This is a genomic window from Streptomyces anatolicus (assembly GCF_019400875.1).
GTDB lineage: Bacteria > Actinomycetota > Actinomycetes > Streptomycetales > Streptomycetaceae > Streptomyces > Streptomyces anatolicus.
Map to the genome: position 1 here is coordinate 1 of NZ_WMBF01000105.1, position 17344 is coordinate 17344.

At 72.9% G+C, this 17344-nt stretch carries 14 protein-coding genes; 3 read left to right on the forward strand and 11 right to left on the reverse strand.

Features of this window, described 5'->3' with window-relative positions; all coding sequences use genetic code 11:
- Positions 1–366: ComEC/Rec2 family competence protein (locus tag GKQ77_RS12745; protein WP_219688833.1), on the reverse strand; the 366-nt coding region annotated here is incomplete at its 3' end.
- On the opposite strand from GKQ77_RS12745, the gene GKQ77_RS12750 reads away from it, so the two are divergent.
- Entirely contained in the window at positions 365–2350 is a 1986-nt protein-coding gene (locus GKQ77_RS12750; RefSeq protein ID WP_219688845.1) for an MDR family MFS transporter, read from the forward strand. The two genes, GKQ77_RS12745 and GKQ77_RS12750, sit on opposite strands and share 2 nt — an antisense overlap.
- 66 nt (positions 2351–2416) lie before the next feature.
- On the opposite strand, the gene GKQ77_RS12755 is transcribed toward GKQ77_RS12750, so the two are convergent.
- The 8 genes from GKQ77_RS12755 to GKQ77_RS12790 all read right to left on the reverse strand — a co-directional run bounded on the left by GKQ77_RS12755 (position 2417) and on the right by GKQ77_RS12790 (position 12844).
- Positions 2417–3931 (reverse strand): long-chain-fatty-acid--CoA ligase, encoded by a 1515-nt coding sequence (locus tag GKQ77_RS12755; RefSeq protein ID WP_219688834.1) that lies wholly within the window; start codon positions 3929–3931, stop codon positions 2417–2419.
- A 120-nt stretch (positions 3932–4051) separates the two neighbouring features.
- Positions 4052–5239 carry a thiolase family protein gene (locus GKQ77_RS12760; RefSeq protein WP_219688835.1) on the reverse strand — a complete coding sequence of 396 codons (1188 nt, stop codon included), beginning with the start codon at positions 5237–5239 and terminating at the stop codon, positions 4052–4054.
- 199 nt (positions 5240–5438) lie between these two features.
- Positions 5439–5936, reverse strand: coding sequence for a GtrA domain-containing protein (locus tag GKQ77_RS12765; RefSeq protein WP_219688836.1), 498 nt, complete (start codon positions 5934–5936; stop codon positions 5439–5441).
- Between the two features lie 468 nt (positions 5937–6404).
- Complete coding sequence (locus GKQ77_RS12770; protein WP_219688837.1) at positions 6405–7514, reverse strand: hypothetical protein; 1110 nt, start codon at positions 7512–7514, stop codon at positions 6405–6407.
- A gap of 2 nt (positions 7515–7516) precedes the next feature.
- Positions 7517–8566 carry a hypothetical protein gene (locus GKQ77_RS12775; RefSeq protein ID WP_219688838.1) on the reverse strand — a complete coding sequence of 350 codons (1050 nt, stop codon included), beginning with the start codon at positions 8564–8566 and terminating at the stop codon, positions 7517–7519.
- A 161-nt stretch (positions 8567–8727) separates the two neighbouring features.
- A complete protein-coding gene (locus GKQ77_RS12780) occupies positions 8728–9951 on the reverse strand; it encodes an NAD(P)/FAD-dependent oxidoreductase (RefSeq protein WP_219688839.1) in 1224 nt (407 codons plus the stop codon).
- Positions 9948–11384: an FAD-dependent oxidoreductase gene (locus tag GKQ77_RS12785; RefSeq protein ID WP_219688840.1), complete on the reverse strand. Its 1437-nt coding sequence runs from the start codon at positions 11382–11384 to the stop codon at positions 9948–9950. Before GKQ77_RS12785 ends, GKQ77_RS12780 begins: the two co-directional genes overlap by 4 nt.
- Entirely contained in the window at positions 11381–12844 is a 1464-nt protein-coding gene (locus tag GKQ77_RS12790) for an FGGY family carbohydrate kinase (protein WP_308117642.1), read from the reverse strand. Before GKQ77_RS12790 ends, GKQ77_RS12785 begins: the two co-directional genes overlap by 4 nt.
- A gap of 318 nt (positions 12845–13162) precedes the next feature.
- Here GKQ77_RS12790 and GKQ77_RS12795 point away from each other — a divergent pair, with 318 nt between their 5' ends.
- Together GKQ77_RS12795 and GKQ77_RS12800 are read left to right on the forward strand one after the other, a co-directional pair.
- Entirely contained in the window at positions 13163–14155 is a 993-nt protein-coding gene (locus tag GKQ77_RS12795; protein WP_372459865.1) for a hypothetical protein, read from the forward strand.
- Between the two features lie 60 nt (positions 14156–14215).
- Positions 14216–15751, forward strand: coding sequence for an amino acid permease (locus tag GKQ77_RS12800; RefSeq protein WP_219688842.1), 1536 nt, complete (start codon positions 14216–14218; stop codon positions 15749–15751).
- 12 nt (positions 15752–15763) lie between these two features.
- Here the strand turns inward: GKQ77_RS12800 and GKQ77_RS12805 are convergent, their stop codons facing one another.
- Complete coding sequence (locus tag GKQ77_RS12805) at positions 15764–16318, reverse strand: GNAT family N-acetyltransferase (protein ID WP_219688843.1); 555 nt, start codon at positions 16316–16318, stop codon at positions 15764–15766.
- A gap of 90 nt (positions 16319–16408) precedes the next feature.
- Positions 16409–17137, reverse strand: a complete 729-nt coding sequence (locus GKQ77_RS12810; RefSeq protein WP_219688844.1) for an SDR family NAD(P)-dependent oxidoreductase — start codon at positions 17135–17137, stop codon at positions 16409–16411.
- Positions 17138–17344: the final 207 nt, after the last annotated feature.

Consider the following 17344-nt stretch of genomic DNA (forward strand, 5'->3'; position numbering starts at 1 on the left):
CTGCAAGCGCGTCGCCTGCCCCAGCGTCGTCGCCCAACGCTTGCGCCAGCCCGCGTCCGCATCGCGCGGCGCATCGGCAATGCGCAGCAGAATCGCCACCGCGCCGAACGACAGCCAGAACCCCACCGACATCGGCGCCCACGGATCCAGCGCCACCACCGCGGCGGCTGCGCACGCCAGAATGCGCCCGGCCGACATCCGCAGCCGCGACACCGCCGCGGCCAGCACCACCGACAACATGAAGAACGTACGCCGCGCCGGCACGCCCCATCCCGCGATCAGGCAATAGAACAAGGCCACCACCGCCGCCGCGGCGCCGCCCGTGCTCGACCGGCGGCGCCGCAATGTCGTCTTCGTGACGATCATGCTGGGGATGCTGCTCGCCGCCCTCGACCAGACCATCGTCGGCACCGCGCTGCCCACGATCGTGTCGGATCTCGGCGGGGCGGAGCACATGTCGTGGGTGGTGACGTCGTATCTGCTAGCGGAGACCGTCGCCACGGTCCTGGTCGGCAAGTTCGGCGACCTGTTCGGGCGGAAGGTCGTCTTCCAGGTCTCGGCGGTCATCTTCATCACGGGGTCGTTCCTGTGCGGCCTGTCGACCAACATGACGCTGCTCATCGCCTGGCGGGCGATGCAGGGCATCGGCGCGGGCGGTCTGATGGTCACCTCCATGGCGCTGATCGCCGATGTCATCCCGCTGCGCGAGCGCGGCAAGTACCAGGGTGCGATCGGCGCCGTCTTCGGGGTCTCCACCGTGATCGGGCCGCTGCTCGGCGGGCTCTTCACGGACCATCTGAGCTGGCGCTGGGCGTTCTACGTCAATGTGCCCATCGCGATCGTCGTCGTCATCGCGGCCGCCCGCACCATCCCCGTGGTGAAGTCCGTGGCGCGGCCGGTCATCGACTACCTGGGCATCGCGCTCGTGGCCATCGGGGCGAGCGCGCTGATCCTCGCCACGAGCTGGGGCGGCAATCAGTACGCGTGGGGGTCGCCCACGATCATCGGGCTCTTCGCCGGCGGCCTGATCGCGCTGGCGCTGTTCTGCGTCGTGGAGACGCGCGCCGCCGAGCCGATGCTGCCGATGCGGCTCTTCGGCAACCCCGTCTTCACGGTCTGCTCGATCCTCAGCTTCATCGTGGGTTTCGCGATGCTCGGCGCGATGACGTTCCTGCCGACCTATTTGCAGTACGTCGACGGGGACTCGGCCACGATCTCGGGCGTGCGGACGCTGCCCATGGTGGTGGGGCTGCTCATCGCGTCCATCTTCAGCGGCAACGTCGTCAGCAAGACGGGGACGTACCGGATCTTCCCGATCGTCGGCGCGCTGGTGATGGCGCTCGGGCTCTATCTCCTCTCGCTCATGGGGAGCACTACGAGCGCGTGGCTGGAGTCGCTGTACATGTTCGTGCTGGGCGTCGGCATCGGCCTGTGCATGCAGGTCCTGACGATCGCCGTGCAGAACACCGTCCCGTACGCGGATCTGGGCACCGCCACGTCCGGCGTGACGTTCTTCCGTACGCTGGGCAGCTCGTTCGGCACGGCGGTGTTCGGGACGATCTACGCCAACACCCTTGAGCCCAATCTCAGGGACGGGGTCGCCGAGGCGGCGGGGACCGGCGTCGTGGATCCGGCGGCGATCGCGAAGGCGGCGCAGAGCCCGCAGGGGGTGCACGATCTGCCGGGCCCGGCTGCGGGGCCGGTCGTCGAGGCGTACGCGGACACCCTGCAGACCGTCTTCCTGTGGACCGTCCCCGTGGCGTTCCTCGGGTTCCTGGTGGCGCTCTTCCTCAAGCAGGTGGAGCTGCGCGACAGCGCGCGGATGGGCGCTCCCGACATGGGTGAGGGCTTCGCGCAGCCGTCCAGCGGCGACTCGGGGCACGTGCTGGAGCGGAGTGTCGCCGGGATCGTACGCAATGTCGGCATGAACACCGCGCGCGGCATCATCAGGGGCTCCGACACCCGGCTGGACATCGCGGGCGCCTGGGCGGTCATGCAGGTCTCGCTCTTCACGCGGATGGTGGGGCACGCCAGTCTCGGCCTGATCGCGGCGCGGCGCAGGATCCCGGCCGAGGTGCTTGTGCCGGTCTTCGACCGCATGGTCGAGGAGGGGTATCTGACCCGTACCGGCACATACTTCTCCCACACGCCCGCCGGGGAGCGCGAGGCGGAGGTCATCGCCAGGGCGTGGTCGTCCTGGCTGGCCGAGGAGATCGAGAAGGATCTCGGGCGCCCGCCGGACGAGGAGCTGACGGCCGCGGTGGACACGATCGCCAAGCGGCTGCTCGCGGAGGACCTGGAGCAGGGGCTCTCCTCCGAGACGGCGGGCGCCTCGTTCGCGTCGCGCTGAGCCGCACGGTCCGGGTCCGCTGAATCCCGCGCGGCTACACGGCGTAGCGGCCACACGGCGCAGGGGCTACACGGCGTACTGAGTACGCAGCTCTCGCTTGAGGACCTTCATGCTGGGGCCGAGCGGCAGGGAGTCCGTGAACTCCAGGCGGCGCGGGTACTTGTGGCGGCCCAGGTGCTCCTGCGACCAGGCGATGATCGCGTCCGCGTCCTTGGCCGCGTCGGGCGCCGGTACGACGACGGCGCAGATCTCCTCGCCGTGGACGGGGTGGGCCAGGCCGATCACGGCGGCCTGTGCCACGTCGGGGTGGCGCATCAGGACTTCCTCGACCTCGCGCGGGTAGACGTTGAAGCCGCCGCGGATGATGACGTCCTTCTTGCGGTCGACGATGGTCAGGAAGCCCTCGGTGTCCTTGGTGCCCAGGTCGCCGGTGCGGAACCAGCCGTCGACCAGCGCCTCGGCGGTGGCCTCGGGGCGGCCCAGATAGCCGGAGAAGACGTTGTGGCCGCGGATCACGACCTCGCCGAGTTCGCCGGTGGGCAGCAGCTCGACGCGGTCGTCGATGTCGGCGCGGGCGATCTCGACGTCGACGCCCCACACGGGGTGGCCGATGGTGCCCGCCCTGGTGCCGAGGTCGGGCTGGTTGACGGAGGCGGCCGGGGAGGTCTCGGAGAGGCCGTAGCCCTCGTAGACCGGTGTGCCGAAGGCCTCCTCGAAGCGTTCGAGGACGGCGACGGGCAGCGAGGCGCCGCCGGAGACGCACAGGCGCAGCCGGGGCAGCTCGGGGGCGGCAGCGGCGGCGGCGACAAGACCCACGTACATGGTGGGCACGCCGTGGAAGGTGTTCGCCCCTTCCGCGACCATCAGCTCGATGGCGCGCGCGGCGTCGAAGCGGGGCAGCAGGACGAGGGTGGCGCCCGCCCGCCAGGTGGAGTTCATGGAGACGGTCTGGCCGAAGGCGTGGAAGAGGGGCAGCGCGCCCAGCACGATGTCGTCGGGCCGGACGTCGTTGGCGTCGAAGGCGTTGACGGTCGCGTTCATGACGAGGTTGAAGTGGCTGAGCACGGCGCCCTTGGGGATGCCTGTGGTGCCGCTGGTGTAGAAGATGACGGCGGGGTCGTCGGCGTCGCGGGTGACGTACGAGGCGAGGGGCTCGGTCTCGCGGGCCAGGGTCTCCCACTCGCCCTCGGCGCCCAGTTCCATCATGCGTACGCCGGTGGCCTCGGCGGCCGCTCGGCCCGTCGGCGCCTTCGTGGGGTGGCACAGGAGCAGGCTGGCGCCGCTGTCGCGCAGGACGTGCTCGACCTCCTCGGCGGAGAGCAGCAGGTGGACGGGGACGACCACGCCTCCCGCGGCGAGGATCGCGTAGTAGGCCTTGGGGAACTCGGCCACGTTCGGCGCCATCAGGGCCACGCGGTCTCCCGGCCGCACGCCCAGCTCCGCGAGGACGGCACCCTGGGCGCGGGCCTCGCGCCACAACTCCCTGAAGGTGACGCGCAGTTCGCCCTCGATGAGGGCGGTGCGGTCCGGGTGGCGGCGGGCGGGCTCGGCGAGGATGGCGGCGAGGGACAGCGTTGCCATGGGGGGTGTGCTCCGTTTCCGTGCGGCCTTGCGGTGGTTCGGACTGCTGCGTGGGGCGCTGCTGTGTGGCGCGCGGGGCGCGCCGGGCGCCCCGGTCGGCGGTGGTGCGCCGGGCGCGGGTCAGTCGCGCTCGACGAGGAGCGCGGTGCCCTGGCCCACGCCCACGCACATGGTGGCGAGGCCGCGCGAGGCGCCCGTACGGCGCATGCGGTGCAGCAGTGTGGTGAGGATGCGGGCGCCCGAGCAGCCGAGGGGGTGGCCGAGCGCGATGGCGCCGCCGGAGGGGTTGACCAGCTCCGGGTCGAAGCCGAGGGCGTCCACGCAGGCGAGGGCCTGGGCGGCGAACGCCTCGTTGAACTCCGCCTCCTGGATGTCCTGGACGCTCCAGCCGACGCGGTCGAGCACCTTGCGCGTGGCGGGCACGGGCCCGAGGCCCATGACGTCCGGGTGCACGCCCGCCGACGCCCCGGCCGCATACCGGCCAAGGGACTCCAGGCCCAGGTCGTTCAGCGCCTGCTCGCTGACGAGCAGCAGCCCGGCGGCGCCGTCGTTCATCGGCGAGGCGTTGCCCGCGGTGACCGTGCCGCCCTTGCGGAAGACCGGCTTCAGGCTGCTGAGCTTCTCGTACGAGGTGTCCTCGCGCACGCATTCGTCCGCGTCGACCACGACGCCGTCGGGCCGGGTGACGGGGAGCAGTTCGTCCTGGAAGTGGCCGTCCTTGCGGGCGGCGGCGGCGCGCTGGTGGCTGCGGAGGGCGAAGGCATCCTGGCGCTCGCGCGGGACACCGTGGCGTTCGGCGACCTCTTCGGCGGTCTCGCCCATCGCGAGGACGCCGTGCAGGTCCTGCATTTTCGGGTTGGTGAGGCGCCAGCCGAGGCGGGTGTCGGCGGCCTCCATGCGGTGCGGCAGCACCTCGTCCGGGCGGGGCAGGACGAAGGGGGCGCGGCTCATCGACTCGGAGCCGCCGGCGAGGACGATGTCGGCCTCCCCCGCGGCGATGGTGCGCGCGGCGGTGGTGACGGCTTCGAGTCCGGAGGCGCAGAGCCGGTTGACGGTCGCGCCGGGCACGGAATCCGGGAGGCCGGCGAGGAGGGCGGCCATGCGGGCCACGTTGCGGTTGTCCTCGCCCGCCTGGTTGGCGGCGCCCCAGTAGATGTCGTCGATCCGTGCGGGGTCCAGCTGCGGCAGGTCGGCGAGGAGTCCTCGTACGACGCCCGCGGCGAGGTCGTCGGGGCGGACGGAGGACAGGGCGCCGCGGAGCTTGCCGATGGGGGTGCGGCGGGCGGCGGCGAAGTGGACTGTGCGCACGATACGACTCCGGATCGATTTGCGGGTCTCGCTGCGTGTGGCAGGTGCGGGGCTCGCTGCGTTAATTAGCGCTGCTAGTTTTGGAGTCTATGCCGGAGGCGGGGCCGTGGGAAGGGGTCCCCGCAGCCTACGACTGGGCGCGTCCCGGCTCCGCGAGGCGGGTGAGGGCGGGCGGCGTGTCCGCGATCGCCCGGCGAGGTCACGCGGCGCGGCAGAGCACCGGAGCCGGGGCAGCGCCGCGAGCCACGGTACGAACGGTCACCGAAGCCTGCGAGCGGTTCCGCGCGAAGACGACCAGGCGCAGCACCGCGAACCGCGCGACACCGGCGAGTGCGGAGGCCGACAGGTAGACGACCTGTTCGAGCACCGCACCGGGCGCCGCCACGAGCTGCTGCAAGGCGAACATCGCCACGCAGGTCACCACATACGCGGCTGCCGCCGACCCGGCCGACTGCACGTGCTGGCGCCAGGTGGCGCGCCCGCCCGCACCGAAGGTGAAGCGGGCGTGCAGCTCGGTGGCGAGGAGCGTGGAGACCACGGTGACCAGGGCGTTGGCCAGGGCCCAGGGGATCGAGGAGGCGAGGCCCGCCACGGCGAAGCTGGAGGCGAGCCCCACTCCGCCGCCGCAGAGCACGAAGCGGGCGAAGGCGGCGAAGGCGCCGGGGGCCGTCTGCTGCTGGCTCCGTGCTGTCTCCATGATCCGACCCCTCCGATGGCTCCTCCGCGTAAACGCGCACCCCCTGGCCTAGGAGACCGAGGAGCGCGCGCCCTTCATGGCACCATCATGGCACATGCATGGCGCCATAACGAGTCACTAATGGCGTCACGCATGGGCCAACCCTTGGGGGAACGCGGCCATGGGGTGCCTCAATGGCGGCCGGGCTGCAGGTGTTAGGCCTTGGGCCACAGGCGAGGGCGGCACTCCGGCGCCATCGTGGCACCACTCGGCGTCAGCCCGCAGTGCGCCGACGGAGAGCGGCTTCGCACCGTCACTCAAGAGGGCGCCGCAAAGGAAGGTCCCGCGAACGGAACGGTCGCGGCCGCCGACTTCTTCGCAGGGGGTTACGCGCCCCGCCCCCACGCGACGAGGCGAGGCGCGACAAGGCGGGGCAGGTCACCAATCCGCTGCGGCGCCACGGAGAGACGCCGCACGCGGGTCTACGGGTCAGCCGAACCGCAGGATGCGCGGGGCGAACGTGCCCTCGGGTCCCGCGGCCGTGCCGACCGACCACACCGTCGCCGTGCCCGGTACCGGCGCCAGCCGCATCACGGAGGATTTCCCCTCCCCGGTCACCTCCGGTTCGCTGTACCCCGTGAAGGACTCTCCGTTCCAGGAGAGGAAATCCGGCCCGGGGACGATCGGCGGGTAGGAGCCCGGCGGGCCCCACTTCTGCGAGCGGGCCACCGCGACCCAGCCGAGCCCGCCGGACGCGTCGGGTGCCAGTGAGGTGATCCCGCCGAAGTCCGTCGGCATGGTCACCCGGCTCCACGTCTTCCCGTCGAAGCGGACGAGCAGTGGCGGAATCGGCTTGCCCGCCGGGCCACCGATGAATCCGGCCGTGCCGCCCGCCCACACCTCCGTCGGCGAGACAGCGAGCACGCTTCCCACGGCCGACCGCGGGAACCCGTACACGATCGTCTGCTCCCACGCCTTCCCGTCCCAGTGCGACACGGCCGCCGCCGAGTCGGTGGAGCCCGCGGCCCAGACGTCGTCGGCCGACAGGATGTGCAGGCCGTACACGGCTCCCGGCGGCACCGGCACGTCCCGCCAGGCGCGGCCGTCCCAGCGCAGCAGCGCCTGTGCCCCGTCCCTCGTACCGATCAGCCAGGTCTCCCCGCCACCGGCGACGGCCTGGGTCACGCCCACACCGCGTGGCGGCCTGCGCTCGTTCCAGGACTCGCCGTCGAAGCGGAGCAACCGGGTGCCGCCGGCCGAGTCGCGGCCGACCGCCCAGGCCGAGGTGGGCGAGGTCGCCGCGACGGACAGCAGCTCGCCCTGCCAGCGGACCTCGGGCAGGCCCTGGCGCTGCCACGCGCTTCCGTCCCAGCGCAGCAGCAGCGGGAAGCCCGGCGCGTCGCGGCCGACGGCGTCGGTGCCGACCGCCCACGCCCGGTCCTGCCCGAAGGCCACGGCCTGGTTGAGCCCGGCCTGTGGACGTACCTCAGCCGGGACCGGGACGTGTTCCCAGGAGCGGGTCTCCGCCGCGGCCGCGCTCATGACGGCCACGAGGGCCATGGCGGCGGCGAGGATCGCGACGAGAAGTCGGCGTGCCATGGTCAGCCTCCCAGCCGCTCGCTCATCAGATTCGGTTTCGAGCCGTAGATCTCGACGGTCCCGAAGGAGAGCAGGGAGGACCCGGCCCTTGCCATGGCGCGTGGTTTCACGTCGATCGCGTTCGCGCGCTCGGGGCCGTAGGAGAAGGTGGTGCGGGAGCCGTGTATCCGGGCGTACTTCGACTGGAACGCGCGGTCGCTGCGCACCGGCAGCCACAGCGCGCCGTCCGGGCCGCGCACCAAGGCCTCCGCGTAGGTGCCGCCCAGTGGTGGGTAAGTGGTGCGCCAGGCATGCCCGTTCCAGGTCATCAGGTAGGCGCGGACCCCGTCGTCCGTGTGCTGGCTGCCGCTGATGGCGGCCCGGCCGGACGGTTCGAGCAGGATCGTGTGCACGTTGGCGCTCGACGGCAGGGGCACCTCCGCGTCGCGCCACGCGGTGCCGTTCCAGCGCAGGACGGTGGCCCCGGTACTGGTGTCCGACCAGGCCCAGGCGTTGGTGGCGGTACGCGCGGTGATGCCCATGACGTAGTGCACGTCGTCCGGGACGGCCTGCGTGGTCCAGGCGGAGCCGTCGTAGTGCAGCACCTTCAGTCCGGTGTCGTCCTCGCCGACCACCCAGGCGGCGCCCTGCGCCGCGGCGAAGTCCTGGTAGATCCGCAGGGTCCGGGGCAGCGGGAGGGTGCTCCACCCGTCCGCCGAGCGGCGCAGGATCTCCCCTTCGCCGGCGCGGTTGTGGAAGATCCACACCTCCTCGCCGACGAACTGCACCTTGCCGAGCCAGCCCTGCTCACCGGCGCCAGGGAAGGTGGCGTCCCGGCTCCACTCCGTGCCGTCCCACCGGTGGAGCATGGGCCGCAGTCCGTCGGCGGTGTGCTCGTATCCGGTCGCCCATGCCTCGCCCGGCCCGCGGGCGGCGAGGTCCTTCACGGTCACCGGCGGGGCCGCGGCCGGTACCGGCAGAGCCGACCAGCCGGGGGTCACGGCCGAGGCGGGCGACACCACAGTGGCGCACGCGAACAACAGGCAGACAACGACCGTACGAAGACTGTTCACAAGCCCCCCAGACCGCGAAGGTCGCACAGCCTACGGGCGTTCGCACACCCGTGCACAGGCGGCATCCGGCCATCACGGCGCTGGTGGCATTCGGCCATCCCAGGCCCTGGCGGCATGCGGCCGTCCCCCGGCCCTGGCGGCCGAAGAGCGGGCGCTGCGGCTCAGTCGGCCAGGGCGATCCGTACGGCGCCGCCCCGCGCGTCCACCCGGCCGGTCCAGTCCCCGGGGATGCGGAAGGGCCGGTTCGGGACCGCTGGGCGACGGCGGCGTGCGCGGTGGAGGGTCCTGCCGTCCTGGGTGATCACCAGGGTGGGGCGGGTGACGAACTCCGTTGTCCGCAGGGTGAATCCGTCGGCCGGCTCGTCGAGGGCGAGGCGGTTGGGCGCGACCCAGCCGAGCGGGGCCGCCACCCGCAGCGGCACCGAGGCGGAGGGCCAGTCGCCGTCGCGGAGGTAGCGCCGGACCGAGGCGGAGGCGGCCGCGCCCTCCCGGGCCACCACCCGCGCCGGTTCGACGGCGTGCAGGACGTTGCCCACCGCGAAGACACCGCGCTCGGCGGTGCGGAAGGCGCCGTCGACCGCGGGGCCGCGCGTGCCGGGGTCGAGCGGCAGGCCGCCGCGCCGGGCCAGTTCGTGGTCGGGGACGAAATCGCCGGTGAAGACGACGGTGTCGCAGGCGACGTACGCCGTCCTGCCGTCCCTGTGCCGGAGCCCCACCCCCGACAGGCGGCCACGGCCGAGGAGTTCGGTGACCGTGGCGTCCGTGAGGAGAGGGATGGCGTGCCGCAGCCGGGCCTCGGCGGCGCGGGCCCGCGACGCCTGGTGGCGCGGATGTTCCGTGACCAGCGCGGCGACCTCGACCCCGGCCTGCCGCAGCGTGTCGAGGGCGGTGAGGCTCACCGGCTCCGCGCCGACGACGACGGCCCGGGTGCCGATCCGCTGCCCGTGCCCGTGGACGGCCCGCTGCAACTCGCCCGTGGTGAACACCCCGGCGGGCCGCGTGCCGGGCACCAGGCGTGCGGCGCGGGGCCGTTCACGCGCGCCGGTGGCGAGGACGACGGCTCGGGCGGTGATGCGCTCCAGGCCGCGCGGGCTCGTGGTGTCCAGGGTGAGGGGGCCCGACCAGCCGGTGACGGTGACGCCGGTCCGCAGCACCGCGCCGACGCCGACAGCCGCGGCCACCCAGCGCTCCGCGTACTGCGGCCCGGTCATCCCGAAGCGGCCGAACCCACCGTGCGCGCAGTGCCGCGCGGCGCCGCCCGCCTGCTGCTCCCTGTCGACCACCTCGACCTCGCCCGCGCCCGTCGCGGCGAGCCCGGCCGCGGTGGCGAGACCCGCGGGACCGGCGCCCACGACCAGCACGTCGACGATGCGCTCACGCCTCATCCGGACCCCGACTCCCCACCCTTTTCGAAGAGTTCACGCACCTGGGCGCCGCAGTGGAAGCCCTGGCAGCGCCCGGCGCCCGCCCGGGTGCGGCGCCGCAGCCCCTCCGGTGAGCCGGGCGGAATCGTCGCCGCGAGGGCATCGCGGATCTCGCCGCGCGTGACCCGCTCGCAGTGACAGACGACGGTGCCGTACGCGGGGTCGGCGGCGATGAGGTCGGCGCGCTGGTAGGGGCGCGGGAAGGCCTCGCCGAGGTTCGGCATACGAAGGGGTGGCAGGTCCCGGGCCGCGGGGAGGCCGAGGCCCGTGGTGGCGAGGAGTTCGGTGACGTGGGCGGCCATGGCCAGGGACGCGGTGAGCCCGGTCGAGCGGATGCCGCCGACCGTGACGTAGCGCTGCTCCTTGTGGGCGCTGACGCGGTAGTTGTCGTGCTCGGTGGCGGCGCGCAGTCCGGCGTAGACCGCGGTGACCTCCTCATCGAGCAGTTCGGGCAGGATCCGGCGGCCCTTCTCGCGCAGCAGGGCGATGCCTTCGGCGGTCGAGCCGGTGGCCGTCTTGTCGTCCAGCTCCTCGGCGGTGGGGCCCAGGAGGACGTTTCCGTACACGGTCGGGGCCACCAGGACGCCCTTGCCGAGCGCGGTGGGCACGGGCAGCAGGATGTGGTTCACGAGGTCGCGGGCGAACTTGTCGAAGACGATGAGCTGGCCGCGGCGCGGGGTGACGGTGAAGTCGTCGTGGCCGAGGAGCCGGTCGATCGCGTCGGCGTGCAGGCCCGCGGCGTTCACGAGGTGGCGGGTGCGCAAGGTGCCCCGGCTCGTGGTCAGTTCGTGTCGGGCGCCGTCCGGATCGACGTGCCGTACATGGCAGTTGAGGTGCAGATCGACGCCACCGCGCACGGCCTGGGTGGCGTAGGCGAGTGTGGTCGTCCAGGGGCAGATGATGCTCTCGCCGGGCACGTCGAGCGCGCCGAGCGCGCCGGGGCCCAGGTGGGGTTCGCGGGCCCTGACCTGGTCGGGGCCGATGATCTGTGCCGCGTGGTAGCCGTTGCGGGCGGCCTTCTCCAACAGACCCGGAAGCGCGGCCAGTTGTTCCTCGTCCCAAGCCACGAGCAGCGCGCCGACCGGCTCGACAGGGATGCCGCACTCGGAGGCGTAGGCGGCGAGGAGCCGCCGGCCCTCACGGACGAGGCGGGCCTCCAGGGAGCCGGGTACGGCGTCGAAACCGGTGTGCAGGATCGCCGTGTTCGCCTTGGATGTGCCCTCGCCGACGTCGTTCGCCGCGTCGACCAGGGCGATGCGCAGCCCACGGTGGCGGGCCAGTTCGCGGGCGATGGCCGCGCCCACCACTCCCGCGCCGATGACCGTGACGTCGTACTCCGTATCGGGCAGCGCGCCACTCCTCAGCACCCGCCCGGCGCTCTCGGCCTCGCTCATGACGGCGTACGTTCCACGAGTGCCGTCACGGCCGAACGGAAGCCCGCGAGGCGCTCGGCCGCCTGGTCCGCGCCGATCCGGGGTTCGTAGACGGCGGCGGGCCGCCAGGCGGGGGCCGCGTCGGCGACCGGGAGCGCGGGGTCCAGGCCGATGCGGGCGACGGCGGCCGCGCCCAGCGCGGTGACATCGGGCAACGCCGATACCTCGACGGGCAGTTGGAGCAGGTCCGCCTGGGTCTGCATGAGCAGTGCCGAGCGGGTGAGGCCGCCGTCGACGCGCAGGCTCGTCAGGGGCGCGCCGAGGTCGGCGGCCGCCGCGTCGGCGAGCGAGACGACCTGCGCGGCGATGCCCTCGCACAGGGCGCGGACCACCTGCCCCGGGGTGGTGTCGAGGCCGAGGCCGGTCAGCGAGCCCCGCAGGTCGCCGCGCCACCAGGGTGCGGCGAGTCCCGCGAGGGCGGGTACGAAGGTGACACCTCCCGTGTCCGGGACGGCGCCGCCCACGGGGTCGATGTCCTCGGCGCCGCCGATCACTCCCATGTCGGTGAGCCAGCGGACGGCGGAGGCGGCGGTGTAGACCTGCCCGTCGAGGCAGTAGCTGCTCTTCCCGTCGAGCCGCCAGGCGACGCAGCTGACCAGGCCCGAACCGCCGCGGCGTGGCCGTTCGCCGGTCTGGGCGAGCAGGAACGCCCCTGTTCCATAGGTGCACTTGGCGCTGCCCGGCTCGGTCACGTGCTGGGCGAGCAGGGCGGCCTGCTGGTCGACGAGGAGCCCGGTGAGCGGGATCTCGGGGCCGAACGCGGTGGTGGTGCCGACGGGGCCGGCGGCGTCGACGACGCGGGGCAGGCGCTCATCGGTGAGGCCGTAGATCTCCAGGGCGCGCGGCGACCAGGCGACCTCGTCGAGGTCGAGGAGCTGGGTGCGGCCGGCCGTGGCGGCGTCGGTGACGTAGGCGCCGGTGAGCCGGTGGACGAGCCAGGCATCGCTGGTGGTGACCGTGCCGCGCCGGGTGAGGTGGCGGCGTATCCACGCCATCTTGGGCGCGGCGAAGTAGGGGTCGAGCGGCAGGCCGGTGAGGTCCTTCAACTCCTCCGCGTGGTCGGCGATTTCGGCGCAGACCGAGGCGGCGCGGCGGTCCTGCCAGACGAGGGCGTCGGTGAGCGGTTCCCCGGAGTCCGGGTCCCAGGCCAGGACCGTCTCGCCCTGATTGGCGAGGCCGACGGCGGCGACCGGTTCGCCCGCGTCGGCCAGCGCCCGCCGCCCGGCTTCGACGACGGAGGTGAGCAGTTCGGCGGGGTCGACCTCCACCAGGCCGCCGGGGAGGAAGCGGGGGCGCACCTCGGCGGCGCCCGTGCCGATCACGCCGCGCTCCGGGCAGACCACGAGGGCCTTCGTGCCGGAGGTGCCCTGGTCGACGGCGAGCACGGGCCGCTGCGCCGAAGGCCGCTCATCGCTGATCACCGCGGAAGCCTGCTACAGGGTGGCCGAGGCCGTCAAGGGACCGGCACGACGGCGAGGGGACGCCGGGCGACCGCGAGGCGAACACGCGACCGCGTGGGGACGCCGGGCGACCGCGAGAGGACAGCAAATGAACGCGCGGCGCGCCGTGTTGACAAAAGCCGGTCACAAAAGATCCAGGAAGTGCCCTGGAACGTAAAGAGCCGGATCTACACTGACCGCCGAGCAACATCGTCCCGAGTCGAATCGTCAACGCCTGTACCAGTCCGCCGAGTTCACGTACGTACCCGCCTTCCGCCCTCTTCCCCCAACAGAGGACTCATGCCCATGCCGTCAGGTCGCCCGGTGTACCACCCGGCGGGCCACGACGAACCGCTGCGCGCGGTGCTCCAGGACCTCAAGGCGGGTCGCTGGGTCTCCACGCGCAATCTGCTGACCGAGACGCCCGACTGGGGGCTGTGGACGCAACGTACGCAGATATTGGCGGCCGCCGTCGCCGGTTCCGACGTGGTGCACGCCTGGCGTGCCGAGGAGCCGCACAGCGCGTCGGCGGCCGTGCTGCACACCCGGGTCCTCGTGGAGCGTGCGCTGCGCGCCCACCGGGCGGGGCACCGGCGCACCAACGACCTGTGGCGCGAGGCGGTCGCCGCGTGCGCCGCCGCGTCCGCCCTGTCGCCCGAGGACCCCGTCCCGTGGATATGTCTGCTCGCCCTGGCTCAGCTGGACGAGGGGCAGCGGTGGGACGAGCACCGCATGGCACCTCCGGAGCCGATGCTCTTCCCCGGCCCCTGGCAGCTGCTCGCCGAGGCCGAGAAGCGTGACCCGGGCAACCGCGAGGCGTACCACCGCATGCTGCAGTTCGTCTACGGGCGCCGCGCCCGTGGCCCGCTCACCGAGGCGTACAACTTCGTGCAGTGGGCGTCGGCCGCCGCCCCCGCGGGCTCGGCGCTGCACCTGCTTCCCCTGTACGTGCGGGTCGAGCGCTACCGCAGGGAGGCCGGCAACGAACGCGCGCTGGACCTGCACTGGATCTCGGAGGACGCCACGCGCGGCGCGCTGCGCGCCCTCCAGCTGTGGTTCGACCACGCGCCGCCCGCCGCGACCTCGCTCCTCGACCTCAACCACCTGGCGCACGCGCTGTGGGGCGCCCACCAATTCCACGACGCGTTACGGGTGTTCAAGGCCCTCGACCCCTTCTACACGGTCGTGCCGTGGACCTACCGCACCCACTCCCCCGGTGACACGGACGCGGCCGCCGAGGTCTTCGTCCAGGCCCGCGCCCGCTGCGCCGCCGCCTCCCGCGCCCCGGGCTGAGACCCGCACCGAAGAGGATCACCCCGCTCCCCGCCACCGCTTCCCCCCGGAGGTACACCCGTGTCCCGCACCACCTGGTCGCCGAGCAACGTCCCGGCGCCACCGCGCAAGGACGAGGAAGAAAGACTCAGGGAACTCGGCTACCAGCCCGTGCTCGCCCGTCGCATGGGCGGGTTCGGCAACTTCGCCATCAGCTTCTCCGTCATCTCCATCCTCTCCGGCTGCATGACGCTGTACGGCTTCGGCATGAAGACCGGCGGCCCCGCCGTGATGCTCTGGGGCTGGGCGGGCGTCGGCCTCTTCGTGCTCTGCGTGGGCCTCGCGCTCGCCGAGGTCACCAGCGCGTATCCGACCTCGGGCGCCCTGTACTACATGGCCGACCGGCTCGGCGGGCGCCGCTGGGGCTGGTACACGGGCTGGCTGAACCTCCTCGGGCTGCTCGGCGCGATCGCGGGCATCGACTACGGCGCCGCGCTGTTCACCGGCGCCTTCCTCAATCTGCGGTTCGGCTTCACGCCGACCCCGGAGAAGACGTTCCTGATCTTCCTGTGCATCCTGCTCCTGCACGCCCTGCTCAACCTGTTCAACGTCCGTCTGGTGAGCCTGCTCAACTCGATCAGCGTGTGGTGGCACGTGGCGGGTGTGAGCGTGATCGTCGGCGCCCTCGCGATCGTGCCGGACCACCACCAGTCGGTGTCGGACGTCTTCGGCAGCGGCGGGTACTTCAACGCCACGGGCTGGGACAACCCGCTCTACGTCACGGCGATCGGCCTGCTCCTCGCGCAGTACACGTTCTCCGGGTACGACGCGTCCGCGCACCTGTCCGAGGAGACCTCGAACGCGTCGGTGACCGCGGCGCGTGGCATCGTGCGCGCCATCTGGGCGTCGTGGATCGCCGGTTTCGTGCTGCTCTCCGGGCTGACCTTCGCCATCCAGGACTACGCGGGCACCCTGGACACCAAGACCGGCGTGCAGCCCGCCCAGATCATGATCGACGCGCTGGGCGAGTCCGGGGCGACGGCGCTGCTGCTCGTCGTGATCGTGGCGCAGCTGTTCTGCGGCAACGCCGAGACGGCGGCGGCGAGCCGGATGGTGTTCGCGTTCTCCCGCGACAACGCGCTCCCCGGCTCCGCGCTGTGGCGCAAGGTCAGCTCCCGCACCCAGGTGCCGGTGCCCGCGGTGTGGCTCTCGGTGGGTCTGGCCGCCGCGATCGCCCTGCCGTCGCTGTACTCGGCGACCGCCTACACCGCCGTGACCGCCATCAACGTCATCGGCATCACGCCCGCCTACGCCATCCCGATCTATCTGCGGCTCCGCGCGGGCGACCGCTTCCAGCCGGGTCCCTGGAACCTGGGCCGCTGGAGCAAGCCCATCGGCTGGATCGCGGTGCTGTGGGTGGCGTTCGTGACGGTCCTGTTCTGTCTGCCGCAGGTCTCGCCGGTGACGGTCAGCTCGATGAACTACGCGTCGATCGCGCTGGCCGTGGTGCTGATCCTGGCGACCGTGTGGTGGTTCGTGGCGCGCCGCTCCTACAGCACCCCGCAGGCGTACGGCTCGGACCGTGAGCAGGCCGAGGTCGCGGAGGGCATCGTCTGATCCCGGGCCGCCCTACGCGGGGCGGTCGTTGAGGATCCGCTGGAAGAGCCGGTGGTCGCGCCAGGCGCCGTTGACGTAGAGGGACTTGGGCGCGACCCCGTACTCCTGGAAGCCGCACTTGACGAGCACGCGCTGCGAGGCGGTGTTGTCGAGCAGGGTGCCCGCCTCGACGCGGTGCAGGCCCAGCCGGGTGTCGGCGATCTCGCAGACGTGGCGCGTGGCGGCGGACGCGAGGCCCCGGCCGAGCTGCCCCGCGTCGGTCCAGTAGCCGAGCATCCCGCTGCGGACCGGGCCGAGCACGATGTTCGACAGGGCGGCGTGCCCGACGATCTCACCGCCGTCGACGAACACCCAGTGTGCGCTCCGGCCCACCAGCATCTCGTCCAACTGCCCCTGGACCCGGGCGGCCTGACCCTCCGTGGTGTAGAAGGTCTCGGGCCGTCCGGGGTCCCAGGGGGCGAGGTGGGCGCGGTTGCGCCGATAGGCGCGGGCCAGCGCCTCGGCGTCGTCGATCGTGACGGGCCGTATGAGGACATCCGTCGTGAGTGCCGCCTCTTCACCGATCATGCGATCAGCGTACGAGGGGTCCGCGCGGGGCGGTCAACGGCTGCCCGGGGCCCGGGGCCCGTCGAGGAGGGTCAGCGGCCGCCGGGAGGGTCAGCGGCCGCCCGCGACCCGCAGGACCGTGCCCGTCGTGTACGAGGCGTCGTCCGAGAGGAGCCACGAGACGGCCGCGGCGATCTCCGAGGGCTGTCCGGAGCGCCCCATGGGGATGCCCGCGGCGAGCTTCGCGGGCCGCTCGGGGTCGGCGTGGAACTCGGTCCAGATGACGCCGGGGGCGACGGCGTTGACGCGGATTCCGTCCCCGGCGACCTCCTTGGCGAGGCCGACCGTCATGGTGTCGACGGCGCCCTTGGCGGCCGCGTAGTGCACGTACTCGCCCGGCGAGCCGAGGGTGGCCGCCGCCGACGAGACGTTCACTATCGCGCCGCCGCCGTGCGCCTTCAGCTCCCGCACCGCGCGCCGGGCGCAGAGCAGATACCCGAGTACGTTCACCTCGAGCGCCCGGCGCATCCCCTCGGCGTCGGCGTCGGCGAGGGGGCCGACGGGGCCGCTCACCCCCGCGTTGTTGACCAGACCGGTGACGGGCCCCAGTGCCGCGGCGGAATCGAAGAGCCGGTCGACGTCGCGCTCGTCGGCGGTGTCGACCCGCACCGTGAGGCAGCGGCGCCCGAAGGCGCGTACGGCCTCGGCCGCCTTCTCCGCGGCGGCGTCGTCCGAGCGGTAGCCGATGACGACGTCGTGCCCGTCCTCGGCGAGACGGGCACCGACGGCGGCGCCGATGCCGCGGCTGCCGCCGGTGACGACGGTGAGGGGGTGTTGCACGGGGACCTCCGGTGGGGTTGGCTGACTCTGCGCGCCCGGGGCCTATCTTGCCGGGGGGCGCGCCTAGCTGCCGCCCTGGGCCTATGCCGGGGGCGCGCCTGGCTGCCGCCCTGGGCCTATGCCGGGTCCGCGCCTGGCTGCCGCCCCGGGCCTATGCCGGGGGGCGCGCCTGGCTGCCGCCCTGGGCCTCTCTTGCCGGGTCTTGCC